Raw genomic sequence first — 17,356 nt, forward strand, 5'->3', positions numbered from 1 at the left:
TTTGAGATTTCTTTTTTGATTAAATTTTAAATAAAAAAATAAATGACAATAATTTATTCAAGAATAAAGCCTGTTTAATTTTTTTAAGTCTGCTTAAAACAGCCTCGTTAAAAGGATGTCTTGGTGGTGTTTTTTGTTTTTCTTTTGGGTCATATAACATTCCGGTGCAAAGACACATTTTGTTTTCTTTGCTTTGCAGAATCTCATAATTGGTACAAGTTTTACAGCCTGACCAAAAACTAGGATCAGTTGTAAGTTCTGAGAACGGAACTGGTTTATAGCCTAATTCAGAGTTGATTTTCATAACCGCCAAACCAGTTGTAATTCCGAATATTTTCGCGTCTGGATACCTTTTCAAAGAGTAATCAAAAACTTTAGATTTTATCTTTTTTGCCAAACCTAAACTTCTGTAGTCAGGATGCACAATTAATCCGGAATGTGCCACGAATTTTCCGTGCTGCCAGCTTTCGATGTAACAAAAACCTGCAAATTTCCCGTCTGCCAGAGCAATCATCGCATCACCATTCGACATTTTTTTCTGAATGTACTCAGGAGTTCTTTTAGCAATCCCCGTACCTCTTAACAAGGCAGATGATTCTATCGTATCGCAGATTTCTTGTGCGAATTTGAAGTGTTCTTCCTGGGTAACAACAATAGAGATCTTCATTTCAATAATTGAAGTTAGAGTTAAAAATTAAAGCATATTGTTTAGTTTGAAATCCAGAATTGAATCCAATAAAATTAAGCAAAATAGAAGTAACATATTCAAAATCAAAAAGTTGATCAAGAAAATTTACAAAATAATAAATACTTTTAGGATATGTTTGTCCAGTGGACAAATTATGTGATTTCAAAATGAAAAATGGATATGAATAAATATACGGCTATAAAACTCAGTGAATACTATAGAGATAGTATCCGTACTTCGGGAGAAGTACCAGGTGAGTTTGTCCGTGACAAAGAAGTTGTATGTAAACTTATTTTATTCATCGGTGCAAAAGTACATTATTTTTTTATTCACAAAACAAAAAATCAAAATTCTAACATTTTTTTAATGAAAAGTTATTTTTAAAGATACTAAGACTCTAAGGTGCTGAGGCTCTAAGTTTTTTTAATTTAAAACTTGAAACCAAAATAAAACCCGATAGTTATATAACTATCGGGTTTTTAAATATTTTTATTTTTGAATTATTACTTTTTCGTAAATGGAATTACTTGTCCATTTCCTGTAAGTATCATGTCAAAACCAGTTTTAGCTTCGTTAAATTTAAATTTTAATCCTGCTCTTTTTGATTCAAATGTATCTTTTTCATTTGCTACAGGAGTTAAAGTAAATTTTGGATAGTTTGGAAGTTCAGCATTTAAAACGCTGTTTTTCTCTGATAATTCAATTGTTAAAGGTGACTTTGTAGTTACATAATTCCCTACAAAACCATCTAAAATAATATCCTTTTCAACTTTTCCCTTTCCCATTGTCCAAACGTTATTACTGTCGTTATAATCTGGAAAAGCGTGATCTGGATCTAGTGTAATACTTTCAATTTCTTCTGTTGAATTGTGTTTGAAAGACCAATCGTTATTGCGCTGCCAAATTTCTACAGGAAGTTTAACTCTTGTTACTTTTCCGCTTTTTGTTTTTACATCTAAAACAATTGGCATTGGCATTTTATCGAAGTTTTCAACATTGATTATTACACCTTTTGCCGGATCATTTTTCACATATTTAATCCAATTGATTCCCTGATCAAATCTCCAGTTGTTTACAAACCAACTTCTCCAGAACCAGCTTAAATCTTCACCGGCAACATTTTCTATTGTTCTAAAGAAATCATCCGGAGTTGGATGTTTGTAAGCCCAACGCTCTACATAAGTTCGCAGCGCTTTATCAAAACGCTCTTGGCCTAAAACCTGCTCTCTTAAAATAACTAATCCTGCACTTGGTTTTGAATAACATAAAACCCCAATATTAGCTTCCTTCATATTATCAGGAGAACTCATAATGGTTTCTAATTTTGGGTCTGTGTAATATTCTGCTTCTTCATGTAAATTAGATGCTGGCTGTTTGTACTCGCCATTATTAAAATCATAAGAACTTACAGAATTAATAAAAGTATTAAAACCTTCATCCATCCAGGCAAAATAACGCTCGTTTGAACCAACGATCATTGGGAACCAAATATGCCCGAATTCATGATCTGTAACTCCCCATAAATCATCTCCTTTAGATTTCCATCCACAGAAAACAATTCCAGGATATTCCATTCCACCCTCATTTCCTGCTACGTTTGTAGCCGCAGGATAAGGATATTCAAACCATCTTTTAGAATAATTTTCGATAGATGCTTTAGTATATTCCGTAGAACGTCCCCAAGCATCATTTCCTGAACTTTCTACAGGATATGCTGATAATGCTAAAGATTTTTTCCCGCTTGGTAAGTTTATTTTTGCTCCATCTAAAATAAAGGCCGGAGATGATGCCCAAGAAAAATCACGTGCATTTTTAATTTTATAATGCCATGTTTTTTCTGCCGAAGCATTGCTGTTTGCTGTTGCCGCAACTTCATCTGCAGAGCGAATTATAACGGTTTTATCACTTTGAGAAGCCTCTTTATATCTTTTCAATTGTTCTGCAGAAAAAACTTCTGCTCCGTTTATTAATTCTCCAGAACCTACAACGTAGTGGTTTGCAGGAACAGTAAGTTTTACATCAAAATCTCCATATTCTAAATAAAACTCAGAAGCTCCTAGATATGGTGCCGTATTCCAGCCTCTTACGTCATCGTAAACACACATACGCGGGTACCATTGAGCGATTGTAAATATTTTTCCGTTTTTAGTTTCTAAAACTCCCATTCTGTCTGAACCTTCAAATGGTGCAATGAATGAGAATTCGATTTTAATTTTTACAGAAGCTCCTTTTGCTGCTAATTCCTGTGGAAGAAAAATCTGCATTCTGGTATCTGTAACGATATATTTTGCTTCAATTTCTGTTTTGGCTTTCCCAACCGAAATTACTTTTACTGATTTAATTTTATTTCCTCCTTCAAAAACCTGGCCTTGAGCTCCGTTACGGCTTCCGGTTAAAGGCACAACAGCATTTCCTCTGGAATCTTCTTTGAATAAATTTTGATCTAAATTCAACCAAAGAAATCCAAGTTTGTCAGGACTATTATTTGTATATGTAATTTCATCTGTACCTACGATTTCATTTGTAGTTCCGTTTAGCTTTGCCGTTATTTGATAATCTGCTCTGTTCTGCCAATATTCAACGCCCGGCTGACCGCTTGCTGTACGTGTAGAAGTACCGTTTTTAGTATAAAAATGTGGTGCAAATGCATCATGATAATTATAATTATTTACTGGATTTGCTGTCGTCGCCGGCGGAGTCTGCTGCGCCCAAACTGAAGAAATCCCAACAAATAAAGCCATGGTTAAAAAGGCTTTTGAAGATTGTTTTTTCATATTTTTTAGCTGTTTATGTAGCAAATTAATGAAAAAAAAAGCTATTTATAGAGAAAAGCAAAAGGATAAATTTAATTTTAGCAAAATTTTATTAAAAAAATAAATCTAAGCATTTTCCTAAAAAAATAAAATTTATAAAATATATTTACATCAAGATTTAAGACTAATTCTTTTCAATTATAACATTTTGAGCACAACTATATCAAATTCAACACTTAAAGCTTCGATTAAAAATGCCGGGGCAGAATTGTTCTCTTTAAAAGACAATCAAAATAAAGAATATATCTGGGAAGGAAATCCCGATTTTTGGGGTAAACACTCTCCTATCCTTTTTCCAATTGTTGGTACCTTAAAAAACAATACTTACACCATTGAGAAAAAAGAATATCAATTGTCAAGACATGGTTTTGCAAGAGATATGCAATTTCAACTGATTGAAAAAACGGGCAATAGTGCTGTTTTTTCGTTAGAATCAAATGCCGAAACTTTAAAAAAATATCCATTTGAATTTGAATTGCAGCTTATTTATACGTTAGAAAATACTACGTTAAATATAGAATATGTAGTTATAAATAAAAGTGAATCAAAAATGCCTTTTTCTATTGGTGCACATCCGGCAATTGCACTTCCTGAAAAGTTTGAAAATTATGCCTTTAAGTTTGAAAAAACGGAATCTTTGAAGTATAATCTTCTTGAAAATGATTTGATTTCGAATAAAACCGAAACTTTAAAAACTATCGAAAATGTAGTGCCTTTAAATTATAAACTTTTCGAAAATGATGCTTTGGTTTTTAAAACATTAGAGTCTAATTCACTTACCATTCTCGAAAATTCAAAGCCATATATACAGGTTGAATTTGAAGATTTCCCGAGTTTAGGAATCTGGACAAAAGATCAGGCTCCTTTTGTTTGTATTGAACCTTGGTTTGGATATTCAGATACAGCGGATAATTCAGGCGATTTGTTTAAAAAAGAAGGGGTTTTGATTTTAGAAGCCGATCAGTCATTTCATTCAAAATTTAGTATTAAAATTTTATAATTTAAGATGTTAGAATTCAACTTTCACCCATTTCCGACAATTGAAACGGAGCGTTTACTTTTAAGAAGAATTACGAATGATGATGCAAATGAAATTTTTGAATTGCGTTCGAATCCTGAAACCATGAAATATATTCCGAGACCATTAGTTAAAAATAATGAAGATGCTTTGGAACATATCGCTATGATTGAGGAAAAAATCGAAACCAATGTTGGAATTAATTGGGGAATAACACTAAAAGATAATTCTAAACTTTTAGGAATTATTGGTTATTACAGAATGCAGCCTGAAAATCATCGTGCAGAAATTGGTTATATGTTATCTCCTGATTTTCACGGAAAAGGAATTATTCCTGAAGCTGTAAACCGATTAATACAATATGGTTTTGAAGATTTAAAACTACATTCGATCGAAGCGGTAATTGATCCGGAAAACTATGCATCTGAAAAGGTATTACAAAAATGCGGATTTGTTAAGGAGGCACATTTAAAAGAAGCTGAACTTTATGAAGGCAAATTTCTTGATAAAGTAATTTATTCTTTGCTAAACAATTAAAGGTTTTTAGTCGTTTCTGACAAAAAACAATTCTTGTTAAAAACAGTTATTCCTGCAATAGTAAATATCATATTGCGTTATATTTGTGGCCGAAAACAAATTACGTCCGCGATCACAAAAAAATACCATGAAAAAATTATTCGCCATTATTGTTCTTTTTTTATCTATACAATTACAAAGTCAAACCTTTATAAAATTTAACGGAGCTACAGCTTTAGTGGGGATTCCAAATGTTGGTATCGAGACAAGTATTGGAGAAAAAACCACTTTTAGTTTTGATGTAATGGCTTCTTTCTGGAAATCGTTTAATGGGCATAATCCAATGGAATTTTACACTTTTACTCCAGAAGTTCGTTACCATTTTAAAGAAAAATATAACGGATTTTATGTTGGTGCTCATGCTGGTCCAGATTTTTATCAATTACAAAAATGGAATTATTGGGACACTAATAAATACGAACACGGTTTTGGCTACCGTTTAGGAGTTACAGTAGGTTATAATATTAAATTAAACGATAAATTTTTACTGGATATTTTTGCAGGAGGCGGATGGCATCAGGGTTTTTACCACGGATATTATAATGACGGAACGCCAGGAAGATATGAAAAAGCCCAACACTGGAATAAAAGCGGCGAATGGCTTCCGTATCGTGGTGGTATAATGCTTTCGTATAAACTGAACTAAAATCAGCTGAATTTAGAAAGCGATTTTACATATAAATCTTCCACTTTTTTCCGCGCCCAATCGGTTTTTCTTAAAAAAGAAAGACTTGATTTCACACTCGGGTTTGACGTAAAACATTTTATAGGAATTAATTCTCCTAAAGTGTCAAAACCATAATGGTCAACTAAGGTTTCTACAATTTTTTGAAGTGTGATTCCGTGCAGCGGATCTTTAGATTTACTTTCCATTTTATATAATTTAAAATAATACAAAAGACCGTTCTCAAAAAGAACGGTCTTTTTTGCAAAATTAACGAATTCACCTAATACAATTCGCTAAAATTTAGAATATGAATTTAAATCCAAAAGAAAGCGGTGAAGTTAAATTTGGATTACTTCCTGCCAAAGCCGTGTTATAAAATGGATCTACATTTGCAACATGTGCCAATCCAAAATTTGTAACCGTCGTTTTTTCTCCATTTTTAGGCTCAATAGTCGTAGAAGTAAAATTAGCCAAATCGTAAGAGAACTCAACAGAGAAGTTTTTCGTTACAAAATAATCAAAACCTCCTGATACTGATACTCCTACCTGATTAACTTTCAACTCACTTTCTTTTTCTTTTCCGGTAATAACTGGCAGAGCTGCTTGTCCGAAGAAGTATAAAGAGCCCGCTACATTCCAATATTTTCTTGCTAAAGGTTGAATTACAAATAAATCTGTTTTTGCAGCTGTTCCAGCATTAGAATCTGCTTTTATATTAATAAATCCAATTCCTGCTCCAACGGCAACAGAAGGAGTAACAAATGTACCAACGACTGGAAGTACGGATAAACTCGTATTTTTCAAATCTGCCGTTTTTGTCTGCTGATAACCAAATTGCGAAGTTGCAAACCATGCTCCTTTTAATCCTTGAGCCGAATCCTGAGCTTTTACAGATAAGCCAATTAATGCAATACCAACTAATGTAAAAATCTTTTTCATTTTAAGTTTATTTTAAATTACAGAACAAACTTATGAGTAAGCTTTTACGTCGAAGCTGATTAAAATCATAGATTAAAAGAAATCTTTAATTATATTTGACAGTATGAATGTCTTTCAATTTTCTTACTTTTGCCACCATGTTAAAATCAGTCAATATACTTAATAAGAGAGCTCGCTTTGATTACGAGATAATCGACACTTATACTGCCGGAATTGTTTTGGCGGGAACAGAAATCAAATCAATACGATTAGGAAAAGCTAATATTACAGAAAGCTTTTGCGAATTTAGCGGTTTGGAGCTTTTTGCTATCAATACTTATATAGAAGAATATTCTTTTGGAAATCAATTCAATCATAAATCACGTAGTGAGAGAAAATTACTTTTGAATAAAAAGGAATTAAAAACGCTTCATAAAAACGTTCAGGCAAAAGGTCTTACTATAGTTCCGCTTAAATTATTTACAAATGAAAAAGGTCTTGCTAAACTGCAGATTGGTCTTTGTAAAGGAAAGAAAAACTACGACAAACGTGAATCTCTAAAAGAACAAGATACAAAACGCGACTTAGACAGAATTAAAAAAGCGTATAACTAAAGCCTAATTTATTTAGCTAAACCTGTGTTTATCAAAATTTTATAGTTATTTTTACTACAAACAATATAACTGTAAAATATGAAAAAGTACTTAATTCTACTCATTGTAATTCTGTCACTTTCAGGTTGTGGCAGTAATACAACTATTGTAAATAGCTGGAGAGATCCAAAAATAACGGTTGCTCAGGAACACTTTAAAAAAGTCTTGGTTGTCGCTTTAGTTAAAGATGAAGCTTCAAGGAGAGTTGCAGAAAATCGAATTGCAGCAAGTAACCCGATTTTTAAAACTTCTTATCAATACTTAAACGAAACCACCAAAGAGCTTACAAAGGAACAAAAACTAAAAATTCTTCAGGACGAAAATTTTGACGGTGTTGTAACAATGCGCTTAGTAAGTACCGAAAAAGAAACTACTTACGTGCCCGGAACTTATACCGGAATGTATTATGGCGGTTTTGACGGTTTATATTCTGGAGTTTACGGTTATGGTTTCGGAAATTGGTACGGAATGTATTCTCCTGCTTACTATGATCCTGGATATTATCAGGAAACAACATATTATATGGTCGAGACTAATATTTTTTCATTAAAAGAAAATAAATTAATCTGGACCGGAACAACAAAATCAGATTATGTTACAGACTTAGGCCAAACTGTAGATGCTATTATGCAGGCTGTGGTTAAAGAAATGAGAAAAGACGGTTCTTTACCTCCAAAATAAACTCAAAAAAAAAGCAATACCTAAAATGTTGCTTTTTTTACAATTAAAAAAATGACTAAATTTGTCAAGACTTTAATTTTCATCAATAATGAAATCACTTTTAAAAAATGCCAGAGAACAAAAGGGATTAAAAACCCGTGAAGTCGCACAACTTTCAGGAATCGATCAGGCATTAATAAGTAAATTCGAATCTGGAACAAGAAAACCAACCAAAGATCAGATTTCAAAATTGGCGCAGCTTTTAGAAATTGATTATGAAACTTTAATGATTGCCTGGCTTAAAGAAAAAATTCTTTATGAAATTGGTGATGAAGAATTTGCTTTGAAAGCACTTCTTTTGGCTGAACAAGAAATTCAAAACAATAAAAAAGAAATCAATTCCATAATAATATCATCTGTTCAATCTATTTTAGATGAAATTGAAATATTAAAAAACAAAATACAATCCTTTAATCATTTTGAATTACGTCAAATTTCAAAAACTTTAGAATTAGAATTTATCTTTAAAAGCATTCGTTTAAACGGAAATTTTTTAACATTAGAAGAAACTAAATCGATTATAAATGATGGGTTGACCATTCAAGACAAAAGCGTGCAAAATCATCTCGAAGCTATTAATTTTCAGGAAGCAGCATTATATATTAAAGATTTATGTCAAAAGAAAACATTTTTAAATGAAAAAGATTTTCTGTCTATTCATAATTTAATCTTTAGAGGAATTGAATCTGAAAATTTAGGAAAGTATAAAAATAATTCTTTGATTTTACGTGAAATGAATTTATTTTTTAATTGGTATGAATCACAAAAAAACAATCTTCATCCCATAATTCTTGCATCTGAAGCTCATCTAAAAATACTTGAAATCAATCCTTTTGCAAGTGGAAATCTTCAAATGGCAAATTTGCTATTAAATTGGATTTTACTTCAGCATAATTACGTGTATGCTGCGATTGAAGAAAATGAAAATAATCAAAATGAATATTCATCTATTTTGGAAGAAAGCCAAATCAAAAATGACAAATCGATTTTTATCAATTATATTTTGAAGATTGAAAAGAAAAATTTAAATCGAGCTATTCAATTAATTACTTAATAATAAAGCCCAGCTAAAACTGGGCTTTATTTTTTATTAATTTTTATCTTCTAACAAAGGAACAAATCTAAATTCTCCAAATTCGTGTTTTTCAAATTGAGTTTCATTCTTTCTGATTAATAAGGTCATAATCTGAACGTCTTCTCCAAGCGGAATAACCAGCCTTCCTCCTATTTTTAATTGTGCCATTAATGGCTGCGGAATAAATGGCGCACCAGCCGTGACTATAATACTGTCAAACGGAGCATAATGCGGTAACCCTTTATAACCATCACCAAAAGAAACATGCTTAGGGCGAATGTTTAGCTTGGGAAATAAAATTGAAGTCTGTTTAAACAACTCGTTTTGTCTTTCAATAGTATACACTTTTGCGCCCAAAGCAAATAAAACTGCTGTTTGGTAACCTGAACCGGTTCCAATTTCCAAAATTTTGTGATCTCTTTTTACTTCTAACAACTGCGATTGAAACGCCACAGTGTATGGCTGCGAAATAGTCTGCCCTGCACCAATAGGAAATGCTTTGTCCTGATAGGCGAAATCCTCAAAACTTGAATTCAAAAAAAGATGTCTTGGGATTTTTTTTATCGCATCCAGAACTGCTCTGTCAGTAATCCCTTTTTGTTCTAAAGCGCTTACTAATTGATTACGAAGTCCTTGATGTTTGGCAGTGTCTTTCAAAATTGGTAGGTTTTATTTTCGCAAAAGTAAAGAATCTAAAAAGGAAATCAAATATTGATTTTTAATTATTAAATCGCTAAATCTTTATTGCATTCATTTTTACATTCAACAAATAAATTATATTTTTGTTTAAAATACATTCTCATGTTAAAAGTAGGAGTTTTAGGTGCTGGTCATCTTGGTAAAATACATTTACGTTTATTACAACAATCTGACAAATACGAATTAGTTGGATTTTACGACGAAAATCAAGAAAATGCCGAAAGAATCTCAAAAGAATTTGGCTATAAAAATTTCAGCACAATTGCAAAACTTATTCACGCTGTCGATGTAATCGACATTGTAACTCCAACACTTTCTCACTATAAATGTGCAAAAGTGGCAATTAAATCAGGAAAACACATCTTTATTGAAAAACCAATTTCCAATACCGTTGAAGAAGCTGAAGAAATTATCGCTTTAGCAAAAGAACACAATGTAAAAGGGCAAGTTGGTCATGTTGAGCGTTTTAATCCCGCTTTTATCGCTACAAAAAACATGATCGAAAATCCGATGTTTATAGAAACGCATCGTTTGGCCGAATTTAATCCGCGTGGTACAGACGTTCCTGTAGTTCTGGATTTAATGATTCATGACATTGATGCTATTTTAAGTGTTGTAAAATCAAAAGTAAAAAATATTAATGCAAGCGGCGTTTCGGTTATCAGCGACACTCCTGATATTGCCAATGCCCGAATCGAATTCGAAAATGGCTGTGTTGCTAATTTAACTGCCAGTAGAATTTCGTTGAAAAACATGCGTAAATCACGTTTCTTTCAAAAAGACGCTTACATTTCAGTTGACTTTTTAGAGAAAAAATGCGAAGTAGTTCGTATGAAAGATGCACCGGAAGTTCCGGGAGATTTTGATATGATCCTGCAAAATGCAGAAGGTGTAAAAAAACAAATCTATTTTACAAATCCAGATGTTGAGCAAAACAACGCAATTCTGGACGAATTAGAATCTTTTGCAAATGCAATCAATACAGATACAACTCCGGTAGTAACTCTTGAGCAGGCAACTGATGCATTGCGTGTAGCTTATCAAATTATTGATTGTTTCAATAAATAATAAAAAATATAACTCATTATTTTTAAGGTTTAAAGCTGGCAGAAAAGTCGCTTTAAACCTTAACTTTTAAAATTTAAATACCAAATTCAAATGAAAACTATAGCTGTAATTGGTGCAGGAACAATGGGTAACGGAATTGCCCATACATTTGCACAAAGCGGATTTACTGTAAAACTAATCGATGTCTCTGAAAAATCATTAGATAAAGGAATGGCAACTATCGCGGCCAATTTAGACCGTATGCTTGCAAAAGGAACAATTACACAAGAAGATGTTGCTAAAACAATCACCAATATTATTACCTATACTGATATTAAAGATGGAGTTGTTGGTGCTGATTTAGTTGTAGAAGCTGCAACAGAAAATGTAGAATTAAAACTGAATATTTTCAAACAGTTAAACGAAGCTTGCTCTCATAATACAATTTTAGCAACTAATACATCTTCTATTTCAATCACACAAATTGGTTCTGTAGTTGCACATCCTGAGCGTGTTATCGGAATGCATTTTATGAATCCGGTTCCAATTATGAAATTGGTTGAAATCATTCGTGGTTACAATACCAGCGATGAAGTCACAAAAATTATCATGGATTTATCTGAGAAATTAGGTAAAGTTCCTGTTGAAGTAAACGATTATCCGGGATTTGTTGCCAACAGAATCTTGATGCCAATGCTAAACGAAGCAATCGAAACGTTATACAATAAAGTTGCCGGCGTTTATGAAATTGATACTGTAATGAAATTAGGAATGGGACACCCAATGGGGCCGCTTCAATTGGCTGATTTTATTGGCCTTGATGTTTGTCTTGCTATTTTGAATGTAATGTATGAAGGCTTTAAAAATCCAAAATACGCTCCTTGCCCATTATTAGTAAATATGGTAAGAGCCGGAAAACTTGGTGTTAAATCCGGTGAAGGTTTTTACGATTACAGCGAAAGCAAAAAAGCGGAGAAAATTTCTAAACAGTTTATTTAGAAAATAATTATACCGTAAACTATGAAAAATCTATTTCTAATTTTTGCCCATTTTGTAACAACAATTTGTATTTGTCAAAACATAAAAATAGATTCTAATAAACAATTTACCATTAATGAAATTGACAGCATTTGTGCAAAAAATGGGCATGGGTTCATTTCAGATGGAGTAATAAAACTTGAAACTGAAACTGAAGTCGATAAAATTAAAACAAAATTTCTCAGCGGAAGCGGCGGATATTCATATAGTTTTTATCTAAACCATTTTAATGAAGAGAATTATAATTTACTTTCAAATATTGAAAAACGAAAATATGATTTTGATATATACACCAATTTAATAAAAGGGGAATATCGTGAAAGTATTCATTATCTAAATTCTTATTCAGAAGTTGTTACAGGAGAATTTTACTATTTTGAAACAACCCTTTTCTATGTAAAAATTAAAATTATCCGAACTGAAGATAATAAAAAAGATATTTTAGAAACATACAGCTATAGTATTTCTGAATTAAACAATTCCAAAGAAATACAAACTATTTCATTTGAACTTAAAAGTTGGGTGAATAAAAAAAATGAGCAAATAATTAAGTATTATAATCCAAAATGAATGTAATAAAGCAAAACCTGCTTCAAATTAAAGATAATTTACCTGAAAATGTAATTCTCGTTGCCGTTTCTAAGACAAAACCTGTGTCTGATTTAGAACAGGCTTACGAAGCCGGCCAGCGTATTTTTGGAGAAAACAAAATTCAGGAAATGACTGAGAAATGGGAGCAAATGCCAAAAGACATTCAATGGCATATGATTGGTCATGTTCAGTCTAATAAAGTTAAATTTATGGCACCATTTGTGAGCTTAATTCACGGTGTTGACAGCTTAAAATTATTGCAGGAAATCAATAAACAAGCTTTAAAAAATAACAGAAAAATAGATTGTCTTCTTCAAATTTATATTGCCGAAGAAGAATCTAAATTTGGTTTAGACGAAAACGAACTAAATGAACTTTTAACTTCTGTGGAGTTTAAAGAGTTAAAAAATATTCGTATCTTAGGTTTAATGGGAATGGCAACCTTTACAGAAGATCAAAATCAAATAAAAAAAGAATTTACCCATTTAAAATCGATTTTTGATTCATTAAAAAATATTGACGGATATGGTAAAGACGCACTGCAGTCTGTCTCTACAATTTCAATGGGAATGTCCGGAGATTATCAACTCGCAATAGAATGCGGCAGCACAATGGTTCGCATTGGGAGCAGCATTTTTGGAGGCCGTTAATTTTCAAAAACACATATCATAAGACGTGCTGCGGCACCTCTACAGAAAACTGAATACTAAAAACTGAGACTGAACACTTAATTTGTACGCAATACTTGACATAGAAACCACTGGAGGACAGTTTAATGAAGAAGGGATTACTGAAATTGCTATCTATAAATTTGATGGACATGAAGTAATTGACCAGTTCATAAGCCTTGTTAATCCCGAAATTCCAATTCAGCCTTTCGTTGTAAAGCTGACAGGAATAAACAATGCTATGCTGCGCTCTGCTCCAAAGTTTTATGAAGTTGCCAAACGCATTATTGAAATGACTACCGATTGCGTTATTGTTGCTCACAATGCATCTTTTGATTATCGAATTTTACGAACTGAGTTCAGACGTTTAGGCTACGATTTTGAAGCCAGAACACTTTGTACAGTAGAATTAGCAAAAAAACTAATTCCAGAACAACCATCGTACAGTTTAGGAAAATTAGTGCGTGCCCTCGGAATTCCAATGGCCGACAGGCATCGTGCCAGCGGAGACGCCATGGCAACCACAAAGCTTTTCAAAATGCTTCTTGAAAAAGACGTTGAAAAAACTATCGTAAAAGATTTTATTAAACTTGAAATCGAAAAAGGAATTGCACCAAAATTCCTTGACCTTTTAAGTCAAATGCCAACTAAAACCGGCGTTTATTATATTTATAACGAAAGTGGTACTTTAATTTATATTGGCAAAAGCCAAAATATCAAAAAAAGAATTAATCAGCATTTTACCGGAATCACAACAAAAAGTAAAAAAATTCAAACTGAAGTTTTTACCATAACATACGACGAAACCGGAAGCGAATTAATTGCACTTTTAAAAGAAAGCCAGGAAGTAAAAATAAACCGTCCGAGATATAACCGCTCCCAGAAAAAATCTTTTTTTCCGTTTGCACTTTATTCAGAAAAAGATGCTAACGGTTATTTGAATCTAAAACTTGAAAAAGCTGACGGGCGCAAAAAAGAAATTACATCTTATGCTTCTTTACAGGAAGGTAAAAATGCACTTTTTAAATTTGCTGCAAAATATCATTTGTGTCAAAAGTTAACCGGATTATACCAAACCAAAAAAGAGTGTTTTCAATATAAAATAAAAGAATGCGACGGTGCCTGTATTGGCGAAATAACTCCTGAAATTTATAATTTGAGAGTTCAGCAGTTCATTTCTGAAAACAGCTTCGAAAACAAAAGTATGATTTTGATAGACAGAGGTCGAAATGTAAACGAACGAAGCGCTGTTTTAATCGAAAACGGAACTTATAAAGGGTATGCTTATTATGATCTTAATTATCAGATTAACAATATTGATATCCTAAAAAATATACTGATTCCCATGCAGCACAATCGCGATGTAAAAAACATTATTCAAAACTATATCCGTAAAAGCAAGTCTCTTAAGATTCTTAATTTTTAACAAAACAAAACTTTCATTATCTTCGTAGATATGAAAAAACAAAAATCAAAATACGAAATCTTTCGAGAAAAGATTAAAATAATCCTTTATGGTACCAACACCATTTTAGGACGAATGTTTGATTTGGTTCTTTTAGGTTTGATTTTATTAAGTGTTCTTCTGATTATGCTGGATACAGTTGAAGGAATCAGTCAAAAATACCATCAGCAGCTTATTATTTGTGAGTGGATCATAACTATCTTTTTCACAATTGAATATGCCTTAAGAATCATTTCCATCCAAAAACCAATTAAATACATTTTCAGCTTTTATGGAATAATTGATTTACTGGCAGTACTGCCCATGTATTTATCAATATTCTTTCCAGGTGCAAGTGTATTGTCAGTTGTAAGAGCGTTACGTTTTTTCAGATTATTCAAGATATTACATATTCCGCAAATTTCTCATCAATCGGCACAGCTTCGGGATGCAATTGAAGCCAGTAAAGAGAAAATTCTGGTTTTCATTTATTTTGTACTCATCAGTACCGTAATCATTGGTACAATTATGTACTTAGTTGAGGGGAAAGAATCAGGATTTACCAGTATTCCAATGGGAATTTACTGGACGATAGTTACCTTAACAACAGTGGGTTACGGTGACATTTCACCTCAATCACCTTTAGGACAGTTTATCGCAGCATTAGTAATGATTTTAGGTTACGGAATCATTGCCGTTCCTACCGGAATCGTAACGGCAGAATTTGCAAAAAGCAGTTTAAGAAATAATACCGTAAATAGTAAAAAAACATGCAGAAAATGTCAATCACAAGTACATTTTGACAACGCCAAATACTGCTACGAATGCGGAACCCAATTGCCAATTAATTAATTTTATGGAGCTAATCCAGCTGTACATTGCAACTCCTCCTTATCTTTGTTGTTTTTTTAAGGCATAAAAGGAGCTTCCGCTGGTCGCTCTTTTACACCAAAAAAAACGAACAAATATAAGTCCGGGGTTTCCATTTCCATCTGGGCTAAAAAATATGAAATACCTAATCACCATTGTCGGACCAACAGCTATAGGCAAAACAGCCTTGAGTATCGCTTTGGCACAACAGTTTAAATGCGAAATCGTTTCTTGCGACAGCCGTCAGTTTTTTAAAGAAATGACCATTGGAACCGCAGTTCCGAATCAAGACGAACTAAATTCAGCCAAACACAATTTCATTCAAAATAAATCCATCTTCGAAAATTACACCGTTGGTGATTACGAAAAAGAAGCTCTAGCCAAAATTGAAGAACTATTTCAAACTAATAATTTTGTAATTCTTATTGGCGGATCTGGTCTATATGTTGATGCAATTTTAAAAGGTTTCGACGAATTTCCAGAAATTGATTCCGAAATCCGTTCTCAAGTAAACTTAAATTATGAAAAACTCGGAATAGAATATCTTCAGGAACAATTAAAAAAATTAGATCCAGAATATTATCAAAAAATAACTTTAGAAAACCCACAAACACTGCAAAATCCACAACGAATGATGCGTTTTGTAGAAGTTTGTATTGGTTCTCAAAAACCCTATTCTTCCTTTTTAAATCAAAAGAAAAACAACAGACACTTCACTCCTATTTTAATAGGTTTAGATGCTGACAGAGAAATCATTTACAGCCGAATCAACCAGCGAGTTGACATTATGATGAACGAAGGTTTACTGGAAGAAGCCAAAACATTGTATCCTAATAAAGCGTTAAATGCACTTCAAACCGTGGGTTATAGAGAATTATTTAGTTATTTTGATGAAGAATTCACTTTGTCATTTGCCATTGAAGAAATCAAGAAAAATACCCGAAGATTCTCCAAAAGGCAATTAACGTGGTTCAAACGAAATGAAAACACAAAATGGTTTGATTATGCGACAGATAGAAAAAATATAATCAATTATATAGAAAATCTTATAAAGTAAAATCAAAAGTCATTTTTCTTTACTCTTTATTCTATTTTCTAAAATAAATCTAAAATTACAAAATGCCAATATCTCCAAATTTCACATCAGTTTTAAGTAAAGACTGGGAAATCAATTTCACACAATGTACGCCAGCAGGTTTCTTAAAATATACTGATTTGTGTAATATTTTACAATTAACCGCAGCTGCACATTCAGAAATTGGAGGAATTAGTTTTTATGATATGCAGGAATTTCACCAAGCCTGGGTTTTAAGCCGAATGCGCGTTGAAGTTCATGCCTTACCAAAATGGCAAGATGTTGTTACGGTAAAAACATGGATTAACAGTTTAGAGAATTCACGTTCAGTTCGTGCGTTGGAAATGTATGTAAACGGAAAAAAAATCGTAGGCTGTGAAACGTATTGGGCAGTTTTCAATACACAAGCACGTCGTCCCGAAGCTTTAGCACTTCCATACGAACATTTTGAATTATTCCCTGAAAAAAGAGCAACAGAAGAAGGCTTTTCTAAAATAAATATCAATCACGAAAAAGAAGCAGTTTTTGAAAAAACAGTTTATTTATCAGATTTAGACATTGTAAATCACGTAAATAATGTAAAATATCTGGAATGGTGCCTTGATCACGTTGACGCAAAAAGAATCCTGAAACAAGAAGTGAAAAGCTTCGAAATGAATTTCATGAAAGAGCTTTCATTAAAAGATAATGTTATAATTCACGAAAGCGAAGATAATGATCATACAACAGCAACATTTAGCATTACAAAAGGAGAAAAAACTTGCTTTGCATTGGAGCTGCATTGGAAATAAAATTG

20 protein-coding genes are annotated in these 17,356 nt (G+C 32.4%); 15 read left to right on the forward strand and 5 right to left on the reverse strand.

Annotated elements, in window-relative coordinates:
* Positions 1-19: 19 nt before the first annotated feature.
* On the reverse strand, positions 20-667 hold the full coding sequence (locus ASD98_RS15105) for a GNAT family N-acetyltransferase (RefSeq protein ID WP_056205912.1): 648 nt from the start codon (positions 665-667) through the stop codon (positions 20-22).
* A gap of 201 nt (positions 668-868) precedes the next feature.
* Between ASD98_RS15105 and ASD98_RS15110 the strand changes: the two genes are divergently transcribed.
* Positions 869-1,072 carry a hypothetical protein gene (locus ASD98_RS15110; RefSeq protein WP_128414848.1) on the forward strand — a complete coding sequence of 68 codons (204 nt, stop codon included), beginning with the start codon at positions 869-871 and terminating at the stop codon, positions 1,070-1,072.
* 119 nt (positions 1,073-1,191) lie between these two features.
* Here ASD98_RS15110 and ASD98_RS15115 read toward each other — a convergent pair whose 3' ends face one another.
* Positions 1,192-3,462, reverse strand: coding sequence for a M1 family metallopeptidase (locus ASD98_RS15115; RefSeq protein ID WP_056205914.1), 2,271 nt, complete (start codon positions 3,460-3,462; stop codon positions 1,192-1,194).
* A gap of 187 nt (positions 3,463-3,649) precedes the next feature.
* Here ASD98_RS15115 and ASD98_RS15120 point away from each other — a divergent pair, with 187 nt between their 5' ends.
* The 3 genes from ASD98_RS15120 (at position 3,650) to ASD98_RS15130 (ending at position 5,741) form a co-directional block, all read left to right on the forward strand.
* A complete protein-coding gene (locus ASD98_RS15120; protein ID WP_056205915.1) occupies positions 3,650-4,501 on the forward strand; it encodes an aldose 1-epimerase family protein in 852 nt (283 codons plus the stop codon).
* A 6-nt stretch (positions 4,502-4,507) separates the two neighbouring features.
* Entirely contained in the window at positions 4,508-5,056 is a 549-nt protein-coding gene (locus ASD98_RS15125) for a GNAT family N-acetyltransferase (protein ID WP_056205916.1), read from the forward strand.
* Between the two features lie 127 nt (positions 5,057-5,183).
* Positions 5,184-5,741 carry a DUF3575 domain-containing protein gene (locus ASD98_RS15130; protein WP_056206538.1) on the forward strand — a complete coding sequence of 186 codons (558 nt, stop codon included), beginning with the start codon at positions 5,184-5,186 and terminating at the stop codon, positions 5,739-5,741.
* Positions 5,742-5,743: 2 nt separating this feature from the next.
* Here the strand turns inward: ASD98_RS15130 and ASD98_RS15135 are convergent, their stop codons facing one another.
* The gene (locus ASD98_RS15135) at positions 5,744-5,968 is read right to left on the reverse strand and encodes a VF530 family DNA-binding protein (RefSeq protein WP_056205917.1); all 225 of its coding nucleotides are present in this window, start codon (positions 5,966-5,968) and stop codon (positions 5,744-5,746) included.
* A gap of 94 nt (positions 5,969-6,062) precedes the next feature.
* The gene (locus tag ASD98_RS15140; protein ID WP_056205918.1) at positions 6,063-6,701 is read right to left on the reverse strand and encodes an outer membrane beta-barrel protein; all 639 of its coding nucleotides are present in this window, start codon (positions 6,699-6,701) and stop codon (positions 6,063-6,065) included.
* A 137-nt stretch (positions 6,702-6,838) separates the two neighbouring features.
* Between ASD98_RS15140 and smpB the strand changes: the two genes are divergently transcribed.
* The 3 genes from smpB (at position 6,839) to ASD98_RS15155 (ending at position 9,107) form a co-directional block, all read left to right on the forward strand.
* Positions 6,839-7,294 carry an SsrA-binding protein SmpB gene (smpB, locus tag ASD98_RS15145; protein WP_056206540.1) on the forward strand — a complete coding sequence of 152 codons (456 nt, stop codon included), beginning with the start codon at positions 6,839-6,841 and terminating at the stop codon, positions 7,292-7,294.
* 78 nt (positions 7,295-7,372) lie between these two features.
* Positions 7,373-8,014, forward strand: a complete 642-nt coding sequence (locus ASD98_RS15150; RefSeq protein ID WP_056205919.1) for a hypothetical protein — start codon at positions 7,373-7,375, stop codon at positions 8,012-8,014.
* A gap of 88 nt (positions 8,015-8,102) precedes the next feature.
* Positions 8,103-9,107, forward strand: coding sequence for a helix-turn-helix domain-containing protein (locus ASD98_RS15155; protein ID WP_056205920.1), 1,005 nt, complete (start codon positions 8,103-8,105; stop codon positions 9,105-9,107).
* A 36-nt stretch (positions 9,108-9,143) separates the two neighbouring features.
* Here the strand turns inward: ASD98_RS15155 and ASD98_RS15160 are convergent, their stop codons facing one another.
* Positions 9,144-9,785, reverse strand: a complete 642-nt coding sequence (locus tag ASD98_RS15160; protein WP_056205921.1) for a protein-L-isoaspartate(D-aspartate) O-methyltransferase — start codon at positions 9,783-9,785, stop codon at positions 9,144-9,146.
* 144 nt (positions 9,786-9,929) lie between these two features.
* Between ASD98_RS15160 and ASD98_RS15165 the strand changes: the two genes are divergently transcribed.
* The 8 genes from ASD98_RS15165 (at position 9,930) to ASD98_RS15200 (ending at position 17,351) form a co-directional block, all read left to right on the forward strand.
* Positions 9,930-10,895 carry a Gfo/Idh/MocA family protein gene (locus ASD98_RS15165; protein WP_056205922.1) on the forward strand — a complete coding sequence of 322 codons (966 nt, stop codon included), beginning with the start codon at positions 9,930-9,932 and terminating at the stop codon, positions 10,893-10,895.
* Between the two features lie 90 nt (positions 10,896-10,985).
* Positions 10,986-11,873, forward strand: coding sequence for a 3-hydroxyacyl-CoA dehydrogenase family protein (locus ASD98_RS15170; protein ID WP_056205923.1), 888 nt, complete (start codon positions 10,986-10,988; stop codon positions 11,871-11,873).
* Positions 11,874-11,894: 21 nt separating this feature from the next.
* Positions 11,895-12,482: a hypothetical protein gene (locus ASD98_RS15175; protein ID WP_056205924.1), complete on the forward strand. Its 588-nt coding sequence runs from the start codon at positions 11,895-11,897 to the stop codon at positions 12,480-12,482.
* Positions 12,479-13,153, forward strand: a complete 675-nt coding sequence (locus tag ASD98_RS15180; RefSeq protein WP_056205925.1) for a YggS family pyridoxal phosphate-dependent enzyme — start codon at positions 12,479-12,481, stop codon at positions 13,151-13,153. The genes ASD98_RS15175 and ASD98_RS15180 overlap by 4 nt, the downstream gene beginning before the upstream one ends.
* An 82-nt stretch (positions 13,154-13,235) precedes the next feature.
* Positions 13,236-14,597, forward strand: coding sequence for an exonuclease domain-containing protein (locus tag ASD98_RS15185; protein WP_056205926.1), 1,362 nt, complete (start codon positions 13,236-13,238; stop codon positions 14,595-14,597).
* A gap of 30 nt (positions 14,598-14,627) precedes the next feature.
* Entirely contained in the window at positions 14,628-15,467 is an 840-nt protein-coding gene (locus ASD98_RS15190; RefSeq protein ID WP_056205927.1) for an ion transporter, read from the forward strand.
* Positions 15,468-15,621: 154 nt separating this feature from the next.
* On the forward strand, positions 15,622-16,542 hold the full coding sequence (miaA, locus tag ASD98_RS15195; RefSeq protein ID WP_056205928.1) for a tRNA (adenosine(37)-N6)-dimethylallyltransferase MiaA: 921 nt from the start codon (positions 15,622-15,624) through the stop codon (positions 16,540-16,542).
* Between the two features lie 62 nt (positions 16,543-16,604).
* On the forward strand, positions 16,605-17,351 hold the full coding sequence (locus ASD98_RS15200) for an acyl-[acyl-carrier-protein] thioesterase (RefSeq protein WP_056205929.1): 747 nt from the start codon (positions 16,605-16,607) through the stop codon (positions 17,349-17,351).
* The last annotated feature ends 5 nt before the right edge of the window (positions 17,352-17,356 follow it).

Origin of the sequence: Flavobacterium sp. Root186 (assembly GCF_001428525.1) — a bacterium.
In the GTDB taxonomy this organism is placed as follows: domain Bacteria; phylum Bacteroidota; class Bacteroidia; order Flavobacteriales; family Flavobacteriaceae; genus Flavobacterium.